The organism is Rhizobium azibense (genome assembly GCF_004342325.1).
GTDB classification, from domain to species: Bacteria; Pseudomonadota; Alphaproteobacteria; order Rhizobiales; family Rhizobiaceae; genus Rhizobium; species Rhizobium etli_B.
Genome location: NZ_SMBJ01000012.1, coordinates 179,685 through 197,117, shown reverse-complemented (window position 1 = coordinate 197,117; position 17,433 = coordinate 179,685). Strand labels below are relative to the sequence as shown.

Sequence of the window (17,433 nt, the reverse complement as noted above, 5' to 3'; positions counted from 1 at the left end):
TGCCGGTGCAGTTTGTTTCCGCACTGGTTGGACGTCAGGCTCCAGAGTCGGCGTCGTCGCCCGCAAGGTTGCCGCCTACGACGCTGCTGTCAAAGGTGTTGCTGAGCAGGTTGGCGCCCTGTACGACTTCCAGATGGAAGCCGGAGTTGGCGATGATGGCCGAAGCGTCGGTCGTGCTCGTGCCGTTGACATCGTCGCCTGCGCCGCCTTCCCAGCCGCAATCGCCGATGTCGATGCCTTCCGAGCCAAAGGCCTTGCCGGCGTCCGCTTCGAGATGATTGCGCGCCCCTTCGTTATCCATCTTGATGTTCCAGGCATTGTCCTGATCGGCAAGATGATTTGCCTGGACAGCGCTGAAGCCGTTGCCGCCAGCACCGAGCGAGCCGTTGAGGATGTTGTCGACATCAAGCGTGAACGAGAAGTTGTCACCGATATTGAGGTTGCCGCCGGCGATCCCGAGGTTGTCGAAATCCTTGACGTCTTCAAGAACGGCGAAGTCTGTGTCCGTCTTGTTGAAGCTGTCGGTTGTCGTCGTATTGTGGCTGTTGGTGTCGGTAATCGTCTTGATATCCGTATCCGTGTCCGTGATCGTTTTGATATCGGTATCGGTTATGGTCTTGATGTCGGTCTCGGTCTTGGTGCTGGTGAAGGTGTCTTCGTCGCTGTAGGACTTGCTGTCGTAGCTCCAGTCATAGTCGGTCTTGACGTCCGTATCGGTGATAGTGGTCGTCTTGGTGTTGGTGATGTTGTCGTTGTCGCTGTAGGACTTGCTGTCGTAGCTCCAGTCATATGAGTTGTCGCGGTTGTCGCCGTTGTTGGCATCGACATCGATCTTGGAGTCCACGTCGACATCGACGCTGCTGTCGCTGTTGTTGCGGTTGTCGCCGTTTGCCACGCCGCCGACATAGCCTGTGGAGCCGTCGTCTACGTCAGTATCGTTGATTGCAGTATTGGCGAAGCCGTCGGCGAGTGCGCCGACATTCGTTTCGTCGCCGCCATTCGGATAGTTGTAGCTCATTCGCATTTCTCCAAAAAAATTCGGAGCAGCTTTCGAAATCCCTTTCATCTCAACGGGATTTTGCTCGCGCTTGCTCCGATACTGTTACAGATCGGCAGATGTAAGCACTACCTTGTCACCTGCATTTGATGTTCCGGTTTGTAGACCAAACCCTCGTTGAACTGCGCGTTACTAGGTACAAAGGCGCAGGTATTCTGATCCGCAACTGTAACATTGCAGATTTTATGCACTGGTTTATTTGAGTTACCCCAGCTAAGGCGCCGCGATACCGCAGGCACTAGGTGATATTCGACGCCTCCCATGTCGCCATTTGGCAACCATGCGACTGTGGCCGAGAAAATATCTTGTTGATAGATACCAATTCGGGCTAGCGGATCAGGAGTTACTGGGAGTTACCGGAGGTAATCATGGAAAATAAACTAGCGAGACACTTCGGGCATCCAGTCACCCCTCGCAAACTGATGTTGCAAGGCCGTTGGCTGGCATCGCGCAGGTTCAGCTTGGCGGATTCGGGGCAAGAGAGTTTTCATAAGTAACTTCTTAGTTCGCTGCCGCCACAGTAAAATACCAAAAATAGTCGGTCTTCTATATTGGCACACAAATACCATTTTGAGGCAAAAATATTGAAACATATAGCCCAGAAGTTAGCTGTACTTGCACCGATACAACCAGAACAATAGGAAATATCACTTTAAATCTACCAAAACTAACCCATTTGGGCCATTTATTTTCGCATCTGTTCATATTACGATAATTAAGAAATGGCTAACTAACTTAGACAGAAATTTTCAGGGGCACACCTCTTTGGGTGTTTTCACAGTATCGCCCAAAGCATCTGTAACGTGTAACGCTATGGGGAGGCGTAAATGTTCATGACGGCATCGAAGACGGGGGATGCCGGTGAAAGCCGAAAATTCGGCCCGGCCGGAGATACAATACTGGTCATTGCAAATGCGGATTTGTTCTCCGAATGCCTGGCAGAGGCTTTGGCGAAGAAATTCGCAGGCTGCGAAGTGGTCAGCAAGGGCTATTCAAAGGCCATGCTGGAAAACGACGCAAACGATGCCAAGCTAGTCCTCTTCTATCATATAGCAGGGCCTGAACTGAACGAAGCGCTCCAGGTCGTGCGGGAAAACCACCCGTCGACGTCGATCGGTCTCGTCGTCGAGGCGATCGACATGCTGGAGCCCTATATAAACCGGCTGGTCGAAGCGCGGGTCATCGATGGCGTGCTGCCGCTCAATCTCCGCCTCGACGTGTTCATGGCGGCGGTCGACCTTCTGATGAAGGGCGGTGAGCATTTCCCGTCGGCGCTGCTCAACCGGCTCACGGCTGCCCAGCCGGACAAATCGCTCTACGAAACGAAGTCGGCTACTGCGGCTGGTCCCGGCGCTCTGAGGCTTCGCCAAGGCGACCTTTCCGCGCTCACCACCCGCGAAGTCCAGATCCTGGACCTCATCTGCAAGGGTACGCAGAACAAGATCATCGCCGATGAGCTGCACCTTTCCGAAAACACGGTGAAGGTTCATGTCCGGAACATCTATAAGAAGATGAATGTCCGCAACCGCACTGAGGCCGCGTCACGCTTCTTCAACAATGAAGCCGGCAACACATCGGGCAGGTGGCGGAACTAGTCCTCAGGGTCGTCAGGTGGCCGGTCGCGCAAAGCAGCGCGACTTCTGGCCGAACCCGCTCGGCGTGCAGATCCAGGGCGCAGACCCATAATAGACCTTGAACCCGGCGCTCACCGGCGCTGCGGCCTTGTTGCTCGCTACCGCATAGCTGTAGACCTTGCTGGTGCGCGCCACATTGGCAACCACGGCCTTTGCCGGCTTTGCATTGGAGGCAGCGGCCAGGTCGTCATCGACGGCAGCGCATGAAATCGGTCCTGCAGCGATGAGCATCAGCCCAAAAGCTAGCGCAGTCCTGCGGACAGCGTCCGACGTTCGCATTCCGGTGAAATCGAAGTTCCGCATCGCTCGTTCCCCTGAACAAGGCAGCCTTTTGCCTGCCTTCCGCTCCCATGTCTAGAACGTATTGGTTGAGAAAAGCTTGCATTGTCGATTCTGCAACCAAATCCAACATGGTTAAGCAGGATTAAACCTGCCTATATCAACAGTACTATAAGAGTAATCAATTCGACATAGCCCACGCTTTTCATGTTGACGGAACATCAAAGCCTAATATCATCAACCACAGATAGACTTGAAATAGCGTGGTGGACGTAAATCTACTATGAATATCCAAGTATCTATCTATGTTGCTTCGGAGAATATCTGGAGGCTGAAGGAGATTTATTGAAATTTACGGATCAGTGTTCTTGGTCCTATTGGGAAGGGGTTTGTAATGCGTAGTTTCGTTCCCAACGAAATATGTTCCGGTTATGATGATCTATCGGGCCGGACACCGAAGAAAGTGCTCGTCAACGGAGGCGCGGGATTCCTAGGCTCCCACTTGTGCGAGCGGCTTCTCAAGAGCGGCCACGAAGTCATCTGTCTGGACAATTTCTCGACCGGCCGCCGATCCAACGTCCACCATCTCCGGCCATTTTCACGTTTTCGGATCATCGAGCACGATGTTCGCAATCCGTTTGACGTGGATGCGGCGCTGATTTTCAACTTCGCGTCTCCGGCATCTCCGCCGGACTATCAGCGCGATCCGGTTGGTACCTTGCTCACCAATGTGCTCGGCGCCGTCAATGCGCTTGATCTGGCACGGCGGAACGGGGCGACGATCGTGCAGTCCTCGACCTCAGAGGTCTATGGCGATCCCGAGCACAGCCCGCAGCGGGAGAGCTATTGCGGCAATGTCAACCCGGTCGGTCCGCGTGCCTGCTATGACGAAGGCAAGCGCAGTGCCGAGACGCTGTTTTTCGACTACCATCGAACCTACGGCGTCGATATTCGGGTCGGGCGGATTTTCAACACCTATGGGCCGCGCATGCGTCCCGATGACGGCCGCGTGGTCTCGAATTTCATCGTCCAGGCACTGCAGAACAAGAACATCACCATTTACGGCGACGGTTCGCAGACCCGTTCCTTCTGCTATGTCGACGACCTGATCGAAGGGTTCATTCGCTTCTCGAACGCCGGCAAGAAATGCACCGGGCCGATCAATCTCGGCAATCCGGCCGAAATCCCGGTCCGCCAGCTCGCCGAGATGATCCGCGAGATGACGAACTCGCGCTCGCGCATCGTTCATCTGCCCCGGGTCACAGATGACCCGAAGCAGCGGCGGCCGGATATCTCGCGAGCACAGGCAAAACTCGGCTGGCAGCCGCGTGTCGCACTGGACATAGGCCTTGGAAAGACGATCAAATATTTCGAGGCACGTCTTTCCGCGGCAAAGGTAGCGGAGGCAGTATGAGATGTCTCCCTACATCATCGTCACTGGTGGCGCCGGCTACATCGGCAGCCACATCTGCAAGGCGCTAGCGGGGGCGGGGTTCACGCCGGTCGCGTATGACAATCTCTCGACCGGCCATCAGGATGCCGTTCGCTGGGGGCCGTTGGTCGATGCCGACATCGCCGATGTCGGCTCCCTGAAAAAGGCCCTCGGCCGGTTCCAGCCAATATGCGTCATCCATTGCGCGGCGAATGCCTATGTCGGCGAGTCCGTCACCGATCCGCGCAAGTACTATCGCAACAATGTTTCCGGCAGCCTTGCGCTTTTGGAAGCATGCCTCGACCAGCACGTCGACCGCATCGTCTTTTCGAGCAGCTGCGCGACCTATGGCATTCCGGCGGCATTGCCGATCCGCGAGGAGATGGTCCAGTTGCCGGTCAATCCCTACGGACGAACGAAACTCATCTTCGAAATGGCGCTGGAGGATTATGCCGCCGCCTATGGCCTTCGTTTCGTGTCGCTGCGTTACTTCAATGCCGCAGGTGCCGATCCGCAGGGCGATCTTGCCGAGCGCCATGAACCTGAAACGCATCTCATCCCGCGCGCCTTGCTTGCGGCTGCACACCGTCTGCCGTGCCTGGAGGTCTTCGGCAATGACTACGAGACCGAGGATGGCACCTGTGTTCGCGATTACATCCATGTCAGCGATCTCGCGCAGGCCCACCTTGCCGCCGTCGACTACCTTGCAAGCGGTGGCGAAACGCTGCGAGTCAATCTCGGCTCCGGCCATGGCACCTCGGTCGGCGAGATCCTGAGCGCCATCCATCGCATCACCGGGCACGAGGTTCCCGTTCACTACGATATGCGCCGTGCAGGCGACCCGCCCGTGCTTTTTGCCGATACCGCGCGGGCCCGGGCGGTTCTCGGCTTCACCCCGCAGTTCTCCGATATCGATACAATCATCCGCACGGCGAGCCCGACCTTCGGTCTGGAGGTACGCGCATGAACGTGGCGCCATTCGTGACCAGACAGAGAAGGGCGACGGCGGCTCCTGCTGCCAGACAGCACGCGCTCGAGCCCGTCTTTGCAGGCTGGGGCCGCGCTTTCTACTGGTTCGGCGTCGCCTGCTGGCTTTCCGCGCTTGCCTATTTCTGGACATGGTGGCTGCAGCCCGCCCATGTGATCTCAACGCCGGCATTCATCATGACGACGGCGATCGTAGCCTGGGTCACGCTGATCCCGGCCTATTTCATCTTCATCTTCGTCAATGCCAAGCGGATGAAGCCTTCGGCTGCCGTCCCCGCTGGCCGCATCGCCATGGTGGTCACCAAGGCGCCGTCCGAGCCTTTCGAGGTGGTGCGCAAGACATTGCTTGCCATGCTGGATCAGAAAGGCGTCGAGTTCGACATCTGGCTCGCCGACGAGGATCCGGCCGAAGAGACGAAGCGGTGGTGCGCCCGACATGGCATCTTTATTTCGACGCGCAAGGGCATCGCTGCCTATCACCAGACCAAGTGGCCGCGCCGGACGCGCTGCAAGGAAGGCAACCTTGCTTATTTTTACGATCGCTACGGTTATGACCGCTATGACTTCGTGGCGCAGTTCGATGCCGACCACGTACCGGATCCGACCTATCTGCAGGAGGTCATGAAACCCTTCGCCGATCCGAGCGTCGGTTATGTCTCGGCCCCCAGCATATGCGATGCGAATGCCACCGACAGTTGGGCCGCAAGAGGCAGGCTCTATGCCGAGGCAAGCCTCCATGGTTCGCTTCAGGCGGGTTACAACAGCGGCTGGGCGCCGCTCTGCATCGGCTCGCATTATGCCGTGCGCACCGCAGCGTTGCGCCAGATCGGCGGCCTAGGGCCGGAACTTGCGGAAGATCACTCGACGACGCTGATGATGAATGCCGGCGGATGGCGCGGCGTGCACGCGCTCGATGCGATCGCCCACGGTGACGGCCCGGCGACGTTTGCCGATCTCGTCGTCCAGGAATTCCAGTGGTCGCGGAGCCTGGTGACGATCCTCCTACAATACTCGCGCATCTATGTTCCGAAGCTGCCGCTGAAGCTGAAATTCCAGTTCCTGTTTTCGCAGGTTTGGTATCCGCTGTTTTCGGCGTTCATGGCGCTCATGTTCGCCCTTCCGGTCTTTGCGTTGTTGACAGGTCACGTCTTCGTTGGCGTCACCTATCCGGAATTCCTGCTGCATTTCGCGCCTTTGTCTCTGCTGCTGATTGCGCTTGCCCTCTTCTGGAGGCGCAGCGCAACTTTCCGGCCTTATGACGCCAAGCTCTTTGGCTGGGAAGGCATTGCCTTCGTTCTTCTACGCTGGCCCTGGTCGCTTGCCGGAAGCCTGGCTGCGCTGCGCGATCACGTCTCCGGCTCCTTTGTCGATTTCCGCATCACGCCGAAGGGCACGCAAGCGCAAAGGACACTGCCACCGGTGGTTCTTCTTCCCTATCTGCTGCTGGCCGGTATTTCCCTTGCCGCGATGGTGCTGGCACCTGTCGAAGGCGCTGCCCGCGGCTTTTATATCTTCGCCGGCATCAACGCCATGATCTATGCCGCGCTGACCATGTTGATCGTTGCGCGCCACGCACGCGAGAGCGGCTCGCCGCTTATGCCCCGCTCACGCGGTCTAAGGCTCGTGGCGGCCTGCGCGCTGACGCTTCTTGTCGCCGGCGGAGGCGAACTCCGCCTGCACGGCCTGAGCAGTCTCGAAGCGCTGTCGCACGGCCAGAGAATCGTCAGTTTCACGGAAGCAAAATTCGCAGTCGCAGGTGCTGGTTTCGGCGGCGGCAAGACGCGGATCGTCAAATTCCGGTTCAAGTGGAATGGGTTCGGGCAGCAGGTTGCAGCACGATCAAAGAGAGTGGAGCCGAGCGCGTAGAGTCAAAGCCATGTCGGTGGTGCGTTTCGGGTGAAGGAGGGTGCAATGAGAATAGGAACAAGAACATATGGCGCGTCGGCTGTCGTCCTCAGCCTGGTACTTTGCCTGCCGGGTTCGGCAGCGGCGGCCGAAGCGAAGAAAGCGCCGGTGCCGCTCAGCGCCTACGAACTCTATCAGCTCTATCGCAACAAGACCTGGACCTGGGGTGCCGGTGGCGGCCGCTTCATGGACGAAAGCCGCCGCTTCGTCGCCTGGACCAATGATGGTGGCAAGCAATGGGTGGCCGAGGGCCGGTGGGCCGTCGACGATCTCGGGCAGATGTGCATGCGCGCCACCTGGACGAACGAAGAAGGCCCGAACCGGGTCAGCACCTGCTTCGGTCACCGCAAGATCGGCAGGGTCATTTACCAGAAGCGCCAGCCCGACGGCAATTGGTACATCTTCCGCCACGCCTCGGCGCGCGCCGGAGACGAATATCTGAAGCTCGTGCCGGCAGACACCGTCAGTGCCAATGCTGATGCCTACAGGCAGAAGCTGATGGCTCGAAGGTAAAAGGAGAAAGTCATGAAGAAGCTGAGGGAAAGAATAGTCTCGGCTACCGCGATCGCACTGCTGCTGTCCGTCGCAGCTGCCCCCCTGACGCCGAGCCTGGCGCAGGAAACCGCTGGAGTTCCAGCGTCCCTGGGCCAGACAATCGTTGACAAGCGCCCCGTCCTGCACGCGGACGGCATCAAATTCGGGGCCTATGATCCGCACGGCGATTTCACCTCGCAGCAGGGTGTCTCGACCGAGCACCTGTTCCTGCCGTGGGAAGACGTCGACCTCGAAACGCTGAAGGCGGCGGACGCCTATGCGCAGGCGAGGGGACGCAACCTGCTGATTTCCGTCGAACCCTGGTCATGGGACGTTGACTGGCGACTGAGTTCCGATGAGCTGCGCCAGAAGGTCTTGCGCGGCGACTACGACGTCAACATGCGTGCGATCGCTCGTATGATCACCGAGCTCAAGAGCCCGGTCATCGTCCGCTGGGGGCAGGAAATGGAAGACCAGAGCAGCCGGTTCTCCTGGGCGGGCTGGAACCCGCGCGACTATGTCACCGCATACCGGCGTATGATGGACATCGTGCGTGCTGAGGCACCTGGGGTGGAAGTGATGTGGTCTCCGAAAGGACTTGACGGCCTCGACGCTTACTATCCGGGTGACAATTATGTCGATCTCGTCGGTCTCTCCGTCTTCGGCCTGGAGCCCTACGACACGCTTGCTTACGGTGGTCCGCGCGACTTCCGCCAAGCGCTGACGGACGGCTATCGGCGGGTCGTGGGATACGGCAAGCCCATCTGGGTAGCCGAACTGGGCTATGAAGGGAAAGACGCCTACATGAGGCCGTGGATCGACACTGTCACCTTGAAGCACAGCGATTTTCCGAAACTGGAAGAAGTCGTCTATTTCAACGACCGTGACGTCCATGCCTGGCCCTTCAATCTCGGCCGCCCCAATTGGAGGGTCATCAAGGGCGACGAGACAAACTAACCGTCATCGACCAAGAGCAGTGTCTGGCACGGCTCTCATCATGGCGTCGGGCTGGCGCGGGCCAGGAGAACTGGATTATAAGCGAGCCATCGCCCCGATCTGCTGATAGGCACGCCCGACATGACACACTCCGGCTCGGTGATCGACTGGCTTCTCCACTCCGACCCATCGATCCGATGGCAGGTGATGCGCGACCTGATTGACGCCCCGGAGTCGGAGTGGGCGGCGGAGCGGGTCAAGGTGGAGACAGAGGGCTGGGGAGCCAGACTACTCTCCTGCCAGGACGAGGACGGGCAATGGGCAGGCGGTTCCTTCGTCCCGGCCGATTTTGATCCTCGCGAATGGAAGGAGCACGGTCAGCCGTGGACGGCCACGACCTTTTCCTTGTCGCAGCTCCGGGAGTTTGGTCTCGATCCGTCATCGGATCGGGCCAAACGCACTGTCGAATTGATCGGCGCTAACGCACGTTGGGACGAGGGCGGCCAGCCATACTGGGAGGGCGAAGTCGAGGAGTGCATTAATGGCCGGACCGTTGCCGATGGCGCCTATTTTGGGGTTGACGTCTCGTCCATTGTCGACAGGCTGGTAGGCGAGCGTCTCGCCGACGGCGGCTGGAACTGCGAGAGGATCAACGGTTCGGTCCGCTCGTCATTCGCCAGCACCATCAACGTGCTGGAAGGCCTCCTTGAGTACGAGAAAGCCACGGGAGGTACGCCTCAATCTCAAGAGGCTCGCAGGTCGGGCGAAGAGTATCTCCTGAAGCGAAACCTCTTTTGCCGTCTCGGCACGCGTGAGCCGGCAGACGAGCGGTTTTTGCGCTTTCTGCACCCGAACCGTTGGCGCTACGACATCCTGCGTGCACTAGACTATTTCCGCTTCTCTGCGATGTTGACCGGCGCAGATCCCGATCCGCGACTTGGCGAAGCTATCTGCCACATCCGGTCGAGACGCCTTGAGAACGGCACCTGGCCTCTTGACTGGAGTCTTTCAGGGCGGGTGTGGTTCGAGGTCGACGACGGGCAGGGCGAGCCCTCGCGGTGGGTGACCCTGCGGGCGATGCGGGTGATTAGATGGTGGCAAAGTTAGCGCTTGGGAAATTCCCACCGCCCGCCGACATTCCGCAATGATGAGCGTCGAGGCTGTCCGTCTCGCTCAGGCAGCCCTGAGGGCCCGAAAACGAAAACGGCGCCAATGCGGCGCCGTTTTTGGTGTATCACGCCTGTCCGAAATCAACGGAACGAGCGGGATGCGATATTGCGGATCTCGTAGCGGCTGATACCGATGTCGGAGAGCGTCTGGTTCGAAAGGTTGCCCAGCTCGTTGAGCGTGCGGCGGTAGCTAATCCAGCTCTTAGCAATGCGGATCGGGTTCATTGTCATCTTCCTCAGAACGTTGCCTCGCGAGCGGCGCCATCGCCGTCTCTGCGGTTGACATTCATATAGTGGTTCCCCGTCGTATTGTGCAGTGCAAAGAAAAGGCATCTGCTATGCGTTTGTGCAATGTGATGCCCGATAAATACGCAGAAGCCATTTTTTGAGCGGGCGGGAAGAAGGTGTTTTCAGCCGCAACTCATGCGAAAGTGCACAACAAAAGAAAACGCCCATTGCCGAAGGCGATGGGCGTTTTGGAGGAGGAGGTCAGCTTGGGAGGAACGCTGATCGCCTTGAATTAGCGGCCAGTAGCCTCGCGAGCGACGCGATGGATGTCCGAGCGGTCGATGCCGAGGTCGTGCAATTCGCGGTTGGTCATGCGGCCGAGTTCAGTAACGGTCTGACGATACTTGCGCCAGTTGTTGAAAGAGCGTGTCAGGTTCATCTTAATCCCCTTTCCGAGGGCTTGTCATCTGCCAGCTGCTGCCCATCAGCGCTGGCTTTCGTCTGATGACCGGAATATATGTTGCACCGCGAAGAAGTAACAGAGACAAGATTTCATTCCACCTATGCATTCGACGCAAGTCTGTGGCAGGGCGTTACCTGCGATTTCACCGTTTTTGGTCAACGAATAGGCAGAAGTGTTTTTTGCGTGCAGGACTTTCGACTCGATTGCTGAAATCGCCGTCAGCCCTCATCGCCGCCGATATGGCAGCCGGATCAGGGCCGGACTGCCGTCCTCCGATACCGCCCTGTCGTTGGTAATAGTGCGGCGCACTTGCGAACCTTCGGGGCAGGCGTTTCATGACTGTCGGCCACTGCAAACCAGCTTTGCTCATCGTCTCAAGTGCCCACCAAACAAAACGCCCACCGGGGGAGGATCCGGTGGGCGTCATGTTGGTGACTGACAACTGGGAGGAGGAGTGTCGTCAGTCTATCGGAGCGCGCTGGGAGGAGGAGTGCGCTGCTCCGAATCTGTTACGGACATCATATCCGCAGGCATCCGGTACACCGGGCCGGGCGGCCACGCCCGTGCTTCTTGACCGTCAAGATACATGACTAATGAGTATTTTGCAGTGCAATATCATTATGGTCGCCATGCGCTTGATGCATGGCTCCTCTGCAATGCTCCTATGGTAGCTCGCCACTGTTAATGCTCGGTTAATTCTGTGCCACGTTCACACAGTGAAGTATCTTGAAAGGCATCGATCCGGGAGATTGCGAAAGACGCTGCTCCGTCTATAAGATTGACGGGGAAAGCCGCTGGAATCGGCACGGAGGCAGGGATGTATCGGGGACGGTTGGAGCGGGATCTCTCGCTCTGGGTGGAAAAGGGTCTGCTGCCGGAAGCGATGGCGGAATTGCTGCTTGTCGAATACGACAGCCGGCCGGCAAGTTTCAGTCTCGGCAATGTGCTGATGGTGTTTGCCGCGATCCTGCTTGCCGCGGCTGTCCTCTTGCTCGTCGCCTCAAATTGGGAGGCGATCCCGCGGCTGGTGCGTGTCGGCGCGATTCTTGCCCTTATCTGGGCTGTTTATCTCGGCGCCGCACTGCTGTTTGCCCGAGGGGCTTCGGCGGTTGCCAGTGGCCTGCTCGTCATCGGTGCCCTGAGCTTCGGTGGCGCGATCTCTCTGATCGGCCAGATGTATCATCTGTCGGGCGACGAGCAGACGGTCATGTATCTCTGGTTCGCGGTTGCGGCCGTGTCTGCCGCGCTCTTCCGCTCGAGTGCGGTGACTGCGATCGCCGGCTTTCTGTCCTGGGCTTCATTTGCTGTCTATCTGACGGACCACGGCGCGCGTTGGGTGGGTTTCGATCCCTGGGCGCCGCCCGTCATGGCCGTGGTCATCGTCGCACTGGTGCGTTTTACCGGCGCCGATCGCGCACGGCACCTTGCCTATCTGCTTGCCGTCGGCTGGCTTGCCTGGCTCTACACCTTGCATGAAGATATCCGGATGGCATTCGCCTTCGTGCTTTGCGGCATGGCCGTATTCGTGGCCGTCAGCCTGCCGCCCTTGCGTGGCCTTGCATTCATAAGGACTGCGGGTGCTGCGCCGGCCTTTTATGCATTCCTGGTGGCGGCAGTCGGCTTGCTGCTGCTCAACATGGTGCACGATGAAAGCTGGCCGCTTGTTGTGGTCGGCATGGCAACGCTCGCAACGGCCGTGCTGGCGATCGCGCTGCAGGGCCGGGACAACGGCGCCGTGCGCTATCTTGCCTATGCCACCTTTGCCGCTGAGGTTTTTTACCTTGCTTCCGTCACAGTGGGTTCGATCCTCGGAACATCGAGCCTCTTTCTTCTGTCCGGTCTGCTGGTGGCAGTCGTTGCCTGGGTGGTGATCCGCCTGGAGAGACGGTTCGGCGCAAGGGCGACGGAGGTGACGGAATGAATGTGCAGGCTTCAAGACGTCAATCGGGCAGGGGTTATCTGATAGCCGCTGTCATTGCTGCCGCCCTCCAGACCGCCATTTTGGGATACATAATCGAGAGCCGCGCGGCGATCCTGCGCAGCGGCACCGAAGTCCTGCTGAAGACGACACCTGTCGATCCACGTGATTTCCTGCGTGGCGACTACGTCGTTCTGAATTACGAGATCTCCTCGGTTCCGGCACAAACAGTGGTCGGCGAACTTCCCAACCTACCGGGCGAGCAGACGCTCTGGGTTCGCTTGAAAAAGCAGCCGGACGGCTTTTGGGCAATTGGCGAATCGTCGTTCCAGCCGCTCCCTGAGGCGGCCGAAAGCGTCCTGCTCAAGAGCCGTCCATTTTACAGCTACGGTGTGCGCACGCCCGACACGATCCGCGTCGAATACGGGATCGAACGCTATTATGTACCGGAGGGCCAGGGCAAGCCGCTGGAGGAGGCCCGGCAGGACGGGAACGTTTCGATTGCTGCGCGCGTTTCAGGCGATGGCATGGCCCAGATCCGCAGCCTGCTCGTAGACGGCAAGCCCGCCTATGAGGAGCCACTTTACTGACATTGACGAAATGCCAGGAGAGGGCCCATGCAGCCCAAAAAATCGCTGTCATTTGGCCTTCATTTTTCCTTTGCCTCCACCAAATCGGGTGATATAGAGACGCCGCGCTCCGGAAGGCCTCATGTGCAGGCAAGTGCATTGCGGTTTTGCGAACGCGGGTATGGTGAAATTGGTAGACACGCCAGATTTAGGTTCTGGTGCCGCAAGGCGTGGGAGTTCAAGTCTCTCTACCCGCACCAAAGCTGGCTTGCAGGTGGGATGACCGGATTGGTCGCCCCAATTACCCGGCAGGATGGCGCCGTCCCCCCTTGGGTGGGATGCATTGGAATCTGACAAAAGCCACGCGCGGCAATTTTTCCGGCGTCGTGCTCATCGAAACGAACGGCGTCTGGGCACGGCCGCCACGAAATGAAGGTAGGAAGACATGCAGGTTATTGAAACGCTCGCTGAAGGGCTGAAGCGCGAAATCAAGGTCGTTATCCCGGCCAAGGACATGGAAAACAAGATGAACGAGCGCCTTGCCGACGTAAAGGACAAGGTGCGCATCAATGGCTTCCGTCCCGGCAAGGTTCCCGTCGCCCACCTTAAGAAGGTCTACGGCAAGTCGATCATGGCCGATCTCGTCAACGAGATCGTTCGCGAGCAGCCTACCCAGATCCTTTCCAGCCGTGGCGAGAAGTCCGCTACCCAGCCGGAAATTGCAATGACGGAAGACAAGGACGAAGCTGACAAGATCCTCGCCGCAGAGCAGGACTTCGAGTTCACGCTCTCCTACGAAGTCTTGCCACCGATCGAACTGAAGTCCGTCGAGGGCATCAAGATCACTCGCGAAGTTGTTGATATTTCTGACGAAGAAGTCAACGAGCAGGTTCTCAAGGTTGCCGAAAGCGCCCGTTCTTACGAAACCAAGAAGGGCAAGGCCGCCAATGACGACCGCGTCACGATGGATTATGTTGGCAAGGTCGACGGGGAAGCCTTCGAAGGCGGCACCGATCAGGGTGCTGAACTCGTCCTCGGCTCCGGCCGCTTCATCCCGGGCTTCGAAGACCAGCTGGTCGGCGTCAAGGCTGGCGATGAGAAGACCATCACCGTGACCTTCCCGGCCGACTATCCGGCAAAGAATCTCGCCGGCAAGCAAGCCACCTTCGACGTCGTCGTCAAAGACGTTGCTGCTCCGGTCGACGTGGAAATCAATGACGAGCTGGCAAAGAAGCTCGGTCTCGAATCCGCCGATCGCCTGAAGGAAATTGTCCGCGGCCAGATCGAGTCGCAGTACGGCTCGCTGACCCGCCAGAAGGTCAAGCGCCAGATCCTCGACCAGCTCGACGAGATGTACAAGTTCGAGACCCCGAAGTCGCTCGTTGAAGCCGAGTATAACGGCATCTGGAGCCAGGTGAACAACGATCTCGCCCAGTCCGGCAAGACGTTCGAAGACGAAGACACGACCGAAGAGAAGGCCAAGGAAGAATACAAGACACTCGCCGAACGCCGCGTCCGCCTCGGCCTTGTCCTCTCCGAAATCGGCGAAAAGGCCGGCGTCGAAGTGAGCGAAGACGAAATGCAGCGCGCGATCTACGAGCAACTGCGCCAGTATCCGGGCCAGGAGAAGCAGATCCTCGAGTTTTTCCGCAGCCAGCCGGGCGCTGCTGCTTCGATCCGCGCGCCGATCTTCGAGGAAAAGGTCATCGACCACCTGCTGACCGAGATCGAGGTCACGGACAAGAAGGTCACCAAGGAAGAGCTGCTTGCCGACGAAGACGGCGAAGGTTCGCTGAAGGAAACCAAGAAGGCCGCGCCGAAGAAGAAGGCAGCCGCGAAGGTTGAAGATTCCGAAGGCGAAGAGGCCGCTGCTCCCAAAAAGAAGGCCGCTGCGAAGAAAAAGGCCTCAGAAGGCGACGCAGAGTAATCGGTTCTTCAAAGTCGAGAATGTAAGGCCCTGCCAGGCGGCAGGGCCTTTTCTTTTGGCGCCAATGCGAGCGCTGTGCTGGGCAGCGATTGCCGAATGAGGCGGAGCGGATCAGAGTTCCGACTTTATGTCGCCCATGCGGTTCCAGGCGTCGAGACCGGCGATCTTGTAGGCTTCAGCAAGCGTCGGATAATTGAAGGTATTCTCGACGAAATATTCGACGGTGCCCTTGAGGTTGAGCACGGCCTGGCCGATATGCACGAGTTCGGTCGCTCCTTCGCCGACGATGTGAACGCCGAGCAGACGGCGGGTCTTCAGTGAAAAGATCATCTTCAGGAGACCGGTTTCGAGGCCCATGATGTGGCCGCGCGAGGTCTCGCGGAACCGGGCGATGCCGCATTCATATGGAATGCCGCGCTCCTTGACCTCTTCTTCCGATAGGCCGCAGGTCGAAATCTCGGGCACGGCGTAGATGCCGTATGGGAAGTATTTGGGGGGCTCCTTGGCGATGGCGCCGATTGCGACGCGAGCGGCGATACGGCCCTGCTCCATCGATGTCGAGGCAAGGCTCGGAAAGCCGACGACGTCGCCGGCGGCATAGATGTTGGGCACCGAAGTCTGGAAGGTTTCCGGATTGACCTTCAGCCGACCGCGGCTGTCGGCGTCGAGGCCGGCGGCAGCAAGGTTGAGCGCATCCGTCGCCCCCATGCGTCCGGCGGCAAATAGCACCATGTCAGTCGTCAGGTGGCGACCGTTGTCGAGCGTCAGCGCGACTTTGCCGTTGTCCAGCGTCTCTACCTTGTCCGCCTTCTGGCCGAGCAGCAATTTCATGTTGCGGTCGCGGAGCTGGTAGGTGAAATCCTCGACGATCTCCTTGTCGATGAAATCGAGCATGGTCGACTTGGGATCGAGCAGGGTCACGGCCGTATCGAGGGCGCTGAAGATTGTCGCATATTCGATGCCGATGACGCCTGCGCCGATGACGACCATCGAACGCGGCAGTTCCTCGATATCGAGCAGTTCGTCGCTGTCGATCACGGTCTTGCCGTCGAAAGGAATGTAGTCCGGGCGGAAAGGCTTGGTGCCGACGGCAAGCAGGACGCTGGCGCAGCTCACCTGCATGGTCTCCCCGTCATCCTTGATCACCTGCAGCCTCGAAGGATCGACAAAGCTTGCCCTGCCGCGGATATGCTGGACACGGTTGCGGGCGAACTGATGCTCGAGCACTTCGACCTCGTGGTCGAGCGTGATCAAGAGGCGGCGGCGCAGATCCTCGGCGCTGATCTCTTCCTTGACGCGGTAAGCACGGCCGTAGAAGCCGCGCTCGCGCCAGCCGGAGAGATTGAGGGCCGTCTCCCGCAGCGTCTTGGAAGGAATTGTGCCCGTATGAACCGAAACGCCGCCGACACGCTTGCCCTGTTCGATGACCAGGACCTTCTTGCCGAGCTTCGCGGCCTGGATGGCGCCTCGGCGTCCCGCCGGACCGCTACCCACAACAACAAGATCGTATTGAAACATGGCGCAGCCCCGGAATTGGAATTTGGAATCATATTTTGCAGCGCAAAATGTCGCTCATCCACGGGTAGCTGGTCAATGTCACGGATTGTTTTACGGCTGCTGTCAGGAATTGCCGAAAACGAAGGGCTCCATTTTCTCGAACGTGCGATCCATCGCAAAAGCGCGGCTGAACGAAAAGGGCAAGTGCCCGTAGAGAAGCGACAACTGGCCCTCGGCGGCCTCCTCGTCCTTGCCGGCGACGGCGGCCAGATAGAGTGCTGAGGCAAGCCCGGTGCGATCGGCACCGGCGCGGCAATGAATGAGCAGCGGTTTCGGCGCGTCCCGCATGATGGCAATGAGTTCCTTGGCCCGTTGCGGGCTCAGTTCCCGTCCCGCAGACATTTTGAAGTTGATATGGACGATGTTCAATGCTTTCGCCTGCTCAACCTCGTCGGCGTACCATTTGGAGCTGTCGGCTTTGCCCCTGAGATTGAGGATCGTCCTGATGCCATACTGTTTTTCAAGCTCTGTGATTGATTGGGCAGACGGCTGCGACGAACGGTAGACTTCGCCGGCAACGACCGTTGCGAAATTGTCCGTTGCTTGCAGATAAAGAAAATAACCGCCCGCGGTGAGCAGGAATAGGCCGAAGAGCCTTAGCGCCGCCTTCCGGTAGCGTGGGAAGAATTTTATCGTCATCGAATGCCTCTGCCTCGGAACGCTACCTGCGAGGCAGCATGCGCTCATTGCGACCCGAAGCTGACAGACACCTGAATGGTGGCGCTATTGAGCATCCTTCTTCTGGATTGGCCACATGCCCTTGAGGCTGCCGAGACGCTTTGCCGTCTCGAGGCATGGCCGAGAAAGATCAAGCGGTACAGAGGGCCTCAACATCTTT

The 17,433-nt window shown here is 58.6% G+C and carries 16 protein-coding genes and 1 tRNA gene; 11 read left to right on the top strand and 6 right to left on the bottom strand.

Going from position 1 to position 17,433, the window contains the following annotated elements; all coding sequences use genetic code 11:
- Positions 1 to 34: 34 nt before the first annotated feature.
- Complete coding sequence (locus EV130_RS27255; RefSeq protein WP_132662267.1) at positions 35 to 1,018, bottom strand: fibrinogen-binding protein; 984 nt, start codon at positions 1,016 to 1,018, stop codon at positions 35 to 37.
- 866 nt (positions 1,019 to 1,884) lie between these two features.
- Here EV130_RS27255 and EV130_RS27250 point away from each other — a divergent pair.
- A complete protein-coding gene (locus tag EV130_RS27250; RefSeq protein ID WP_074061116.1) occupies positions 1,885 to 2,652 on the top strand; it encodes a helix-turn-helix transcriptional regulator in 768 nt (255 codons plus the stop codon).
- A gap of 12 nt (positions 2,653 to 2,664) precedes the next feature.
- On the opposite strand, the gene EV130_RS27245 is transcribed toward EV130_RS27250, so the two are convergent.
- Positions 2,665 to 2,994: a hypothetical protein gene (locus tag EV130_RS27245; RefSeq protein ID WP_132662265.1), complete on the bottom strand. Its 330-nt coding sequence runs from the start codon at positions 2,992 to 2,994 to the stop codon at positions 2,665 to 2,667.
- A 370-nt stretch (positions 2,995 to 3,364) separates the two neighbouring features.
- Between EV130_RS27245 and EV130_RS27240 the strand changes: the two genes are divergently transcribed.
- The 6 genes from EV130_RS27240 to EV130_RS27215 all read left to right on the top strand — a co-directional run bounded on the left by EV130_RS27240 (position 3,365) and on the right by EV130_RS27215 (position 9,871).
- Positions 3,365 to 4,384: a UDP-glucuronic acid decarboxylase family protein gene (locus tag EV130_RS27240; protein ID WP_132552614.1), complete on the top strand. Its 1,020-nt coding sequence runs from the start codon at positions 3,365 to 3,367 to the stop codon at positions 4,382 to 4,384.
- A 1-nt stretch (position 4,385) separates the two neighbouring features.
- On the top strand, positions 4,386 to 5,369 hold the full coding sequence (gene galE, locus EV130_RS27235; protein WP_074061118.1) for a UDP-glucose 4-epimerase GalE: 984 nt from the start codon (positions 4,386 to 4,388) through the stop codon (positions 5,367 to 5,369).
- A complete protein-coding gene (locus EV130_RS27230) occupies positions 5,366 to 7,255 on the top strand; it encodes a glycosyltransferase family 2 protein (RefSeq protein WP_132662263.1) in 1,890 nt (629 codons plus the stop codon). The genes galE and EV130_RS27230 overlap by 4 nt, the downstream gene beginning before the upstream one ends.
- A 45-nt stretch (positions 7,256 to 7,300) precedes the next feature.
- Positions 7,301 to 7,807: a DUF995 domain-containing protein gene (locus EV130_RS27225; protein ID WP_132662261.1), complete on the top strand. Its 507-nt coding sequence runs from the start codon at positions 7,301 to 7,303 to the stop codon at positions 7,805 to 7,807.
- Positions 7,808 to 7,819: 12 nt separating this feature from the next.
- Complete coding sequence (locus EV130_RS27220) at positions 7,820 to 8,785, top strand: glycoside hydrolase family 26 protein (RefSeq protein ID WP_074061121.1); 966 nt, start codon at positions 7,820 to 7,822, stop codon at positions 8,783 to 8,785.
- Between the two features lie 120 nt (positions 8,786 to 8,905).
- A complete protein-coding gene (locus EV130_RS27215) occupies positions 8,906 to 9,871 on the top strand; it encodes a squalene cyclase (protein WP_132552612.1) in 966 nt (321 codons plus the stop codon).
- Between the two features lie 143 nt (positions 9,872 to 10,014).
- Here the strand turns inward: EV130_RS27215 and EV130_RS27210 are convergent, their stop codons facing one another.
- Entirely contained in the window at positions 10,015 to 10,158 is a 144-nt protein-coding gene (locus tag EV130_RS27210) for a DUF1127 domain-containing protein (RefSeq protein WP_074061123.1), read from the bottom strand.
- A gap of 295 nt (positions 10,159 to 10,453) precedes the next feature.
- The gene (locus EV130_RS27205; RefSeq protein ID WP_074061124.1) at positions 10,454 to 10,600 is read right to left on the bottom strand and encodes a DUF1127 domain-containing protein; all 147 of its coding nucleotides are present in this window, start codon (positions 10,598 to 10,600) and stop codon (positions 10,454 to 10,456) included.
- Between the two features lie 841 nt (positions 10,601 to 11,441).
- Here EV130_RS27205 and EV130_RS27195 point away from each other — a divergent pair.
- From EV130_RS27195 to tig, 4 genes are all read left to right on the top strand, one after another.
- The gene (locus EV130_RS27195; protein WP_132552611.1) at positions 11,442 to 12,545 is read left to right on the top strand and encodes a DUF2157 domain-containing protein; all 1,104 of its coding nucleotides are present in this window, start codon (positions 11,442 to 11,444) and stop codon (positions 12,543 to 12,545) included.
- The gene (locus EV130_RS27190) at positions 12,542 to 13,132 is read left to right on the top strand and encodes a GDYXXLXY domain-containing protein (protein ID WP_074061126.1); all 591 of its coding nucleotides are present in this window, start codon (positions 12,542 to 12,544) and stop codon (positions 13,130 to 13,132) included. The genes EV130_RS27195 and EV130_RS27190 overlap by 4 nt, the downstream gene beginning before the upstream one ends.
- Before the next feature lie 154 nt (positions 13,133 to 13,286).
- Positions 13,287 to 13,371: transfer RNA gene (locus tag EV130_RS27185), tRNA-Leu, on the top strand.
- 185 nt (positions 13,372 to 13,556) lie between these two features.
- On the top strand, positions 13,557 to 15,038 hold the full coding sequence (gene tig / locus EV130_RS27180; RefSeq protein ID WP_074061127.1) for a trigger factor: 1,482 nt from the start codon (positions 13,557 to 13,559) through the stop codon (positions 15,036 to 15,038).
- Positions 15,039 to 15,149: 111 nt separating this feature from the next.
- Here the strand turns inward: tig and sthA are convergent, their stop codons facing one another.
- Positions 15,150 to 16,556, bottom strand: a complete 1,407-nt coding sequence (gene sthA / locus EV130_RS27175; protein WP_074061128.1) for a Si-specific NAD(P)(+) transhydrogenase — start codon at positions 16,554 to 16,556, stop codon at positions 15,150 to 15,152.
- Between the two features lie 102 nt (positions 16,557 to 16,658).
- The gene (locus tag EV130_RS27170; RefSeq protein ID WP_074061129.1) at positions 16,659 to 17,234 is read right to left on the bottom strand and encodes a dual specificity protein phosphatase family protein; all 576 of its coding nucleotides are present in this window, start codon (positions 17,232 to 17,234) and stop codon (positions 16,659 to 16,661) included.
- Positions 17,235 to 17,433 lie beyond the last annotated feature (199 nt).

Excerpts from the sequence above, each read along its gene's own strand:
- EV130_RS27215 (WP_132552612.1), top strand. The coding sequence starts at position 8,906 with ATGACACACTCCGGCTCGGTGATCGACTGGCTTCTCCACTCCGACCCA.
- EV130_RS27195 (WP_132552611.1), top strand. The coding sequence starts at position 11,442 with ATGTATCGGGGACGGTTGGAGCGGGATCTCTCGCTCTGGGTGGAAAAG.
- tig (WP_074061127.1), top strand. The coding sequence starts at position 13,557 with ATGCAGGTTATTGAAACGCTCGCTGAAGGGCTGAAGCGCGAAATCAAG.
- EV130_RS27240 (WP_132552614.1), top strand. The coding sequence starts at position 3,365 with ATGCGTAGTTTCGTTCCCAACGAAATATGTTCCGGTTATGATGATCTA.
- EV130_RS27210 (WP_074061123.1), bottom strand. The coding sequence starts at position 10,158 with ATGAACCCGATCCGCATTGCTAAGAGCTGGATTAGCTACCGCCGCACG.
- EV130_RS27255 (WP_132662267.1), bottom strand. The coding sequence starts at position 1,018 with ATGAGCTACAACTATCCGAATGGCGGCGACGAAACGAATGTCGGCGCA.
- EV130_RS27225 (WP_132662261.1), top strand. The coding sequence starts at position 7,301 with ATGAGAATAGGAACAAGAACATATGGCGCGTCGGCTGTCGTCCTCAGC.
- EV130_RS27250 (WP_074061116.1), top strand. The coding sequence starts at position 1,885 with ATGTTCATGACGGCATCGAAGACGGGGGATGCCGGTGAAAGCCGAAAA.
- EV130_RS27170 (WP_074061129.1), bottom strand. The coding sequence starts at position 17,234 with ATGACGATAAAATTCTTCCCACGCTACCGGAAGGCGGCGCTAAGGCTC.
- EV130_RS27190 (WP_074061126.1), top strand. The coding sequence starts at position 12,542 with ATGAATGTGCAGGCTTCAAGACGTCAATCGGGCAGGGGTTATCTGATA.
- EV130_RS27230 (WP_132662263.1), top strand. The coding sequence starts at position 5,366 with ATGAACGTGGCGCCATTCGTGACCAGACAGAGAAGGGCGACGGCGGCT.
- sthA (WP_074061128.1), bottom strand. The coding sequence starts at position 16,556 with ATGTTTCAATACGATCTTGTTGTTGTGGGTAGCGGTCCGGCGGGACGC.
- EV130_RS27245 (WP_132662265.1), bottom strand. The coding sequence starts at position 2,994 with ATGCGGAACTTCGATTTCACCGGAATGCGAACGTCGGACGCTGTCCGC.
- EV130_RS27220 (WP_074061121.1), top strand. The coding sequence starts at position 7,820 with ATGAAGAAGCTGAGGGAAAGAATAGTCTCGGCTACCGCGATCGCACTG.
- EV130_RS27205 (WP_074061124.1), bottom strand. The coding sequence starts at position 10,600 with ATGAACCTGACACGCTCTTTCAACAACTGGCGCAAGTATCGTCAGACC.
- galE (WP_074061118.1), top strand. The coding sequence starts at position 4,386 with ATGTCTCCCTACATCATCGTCACTGGTGGCGCCGGCTACATCGGCAGC.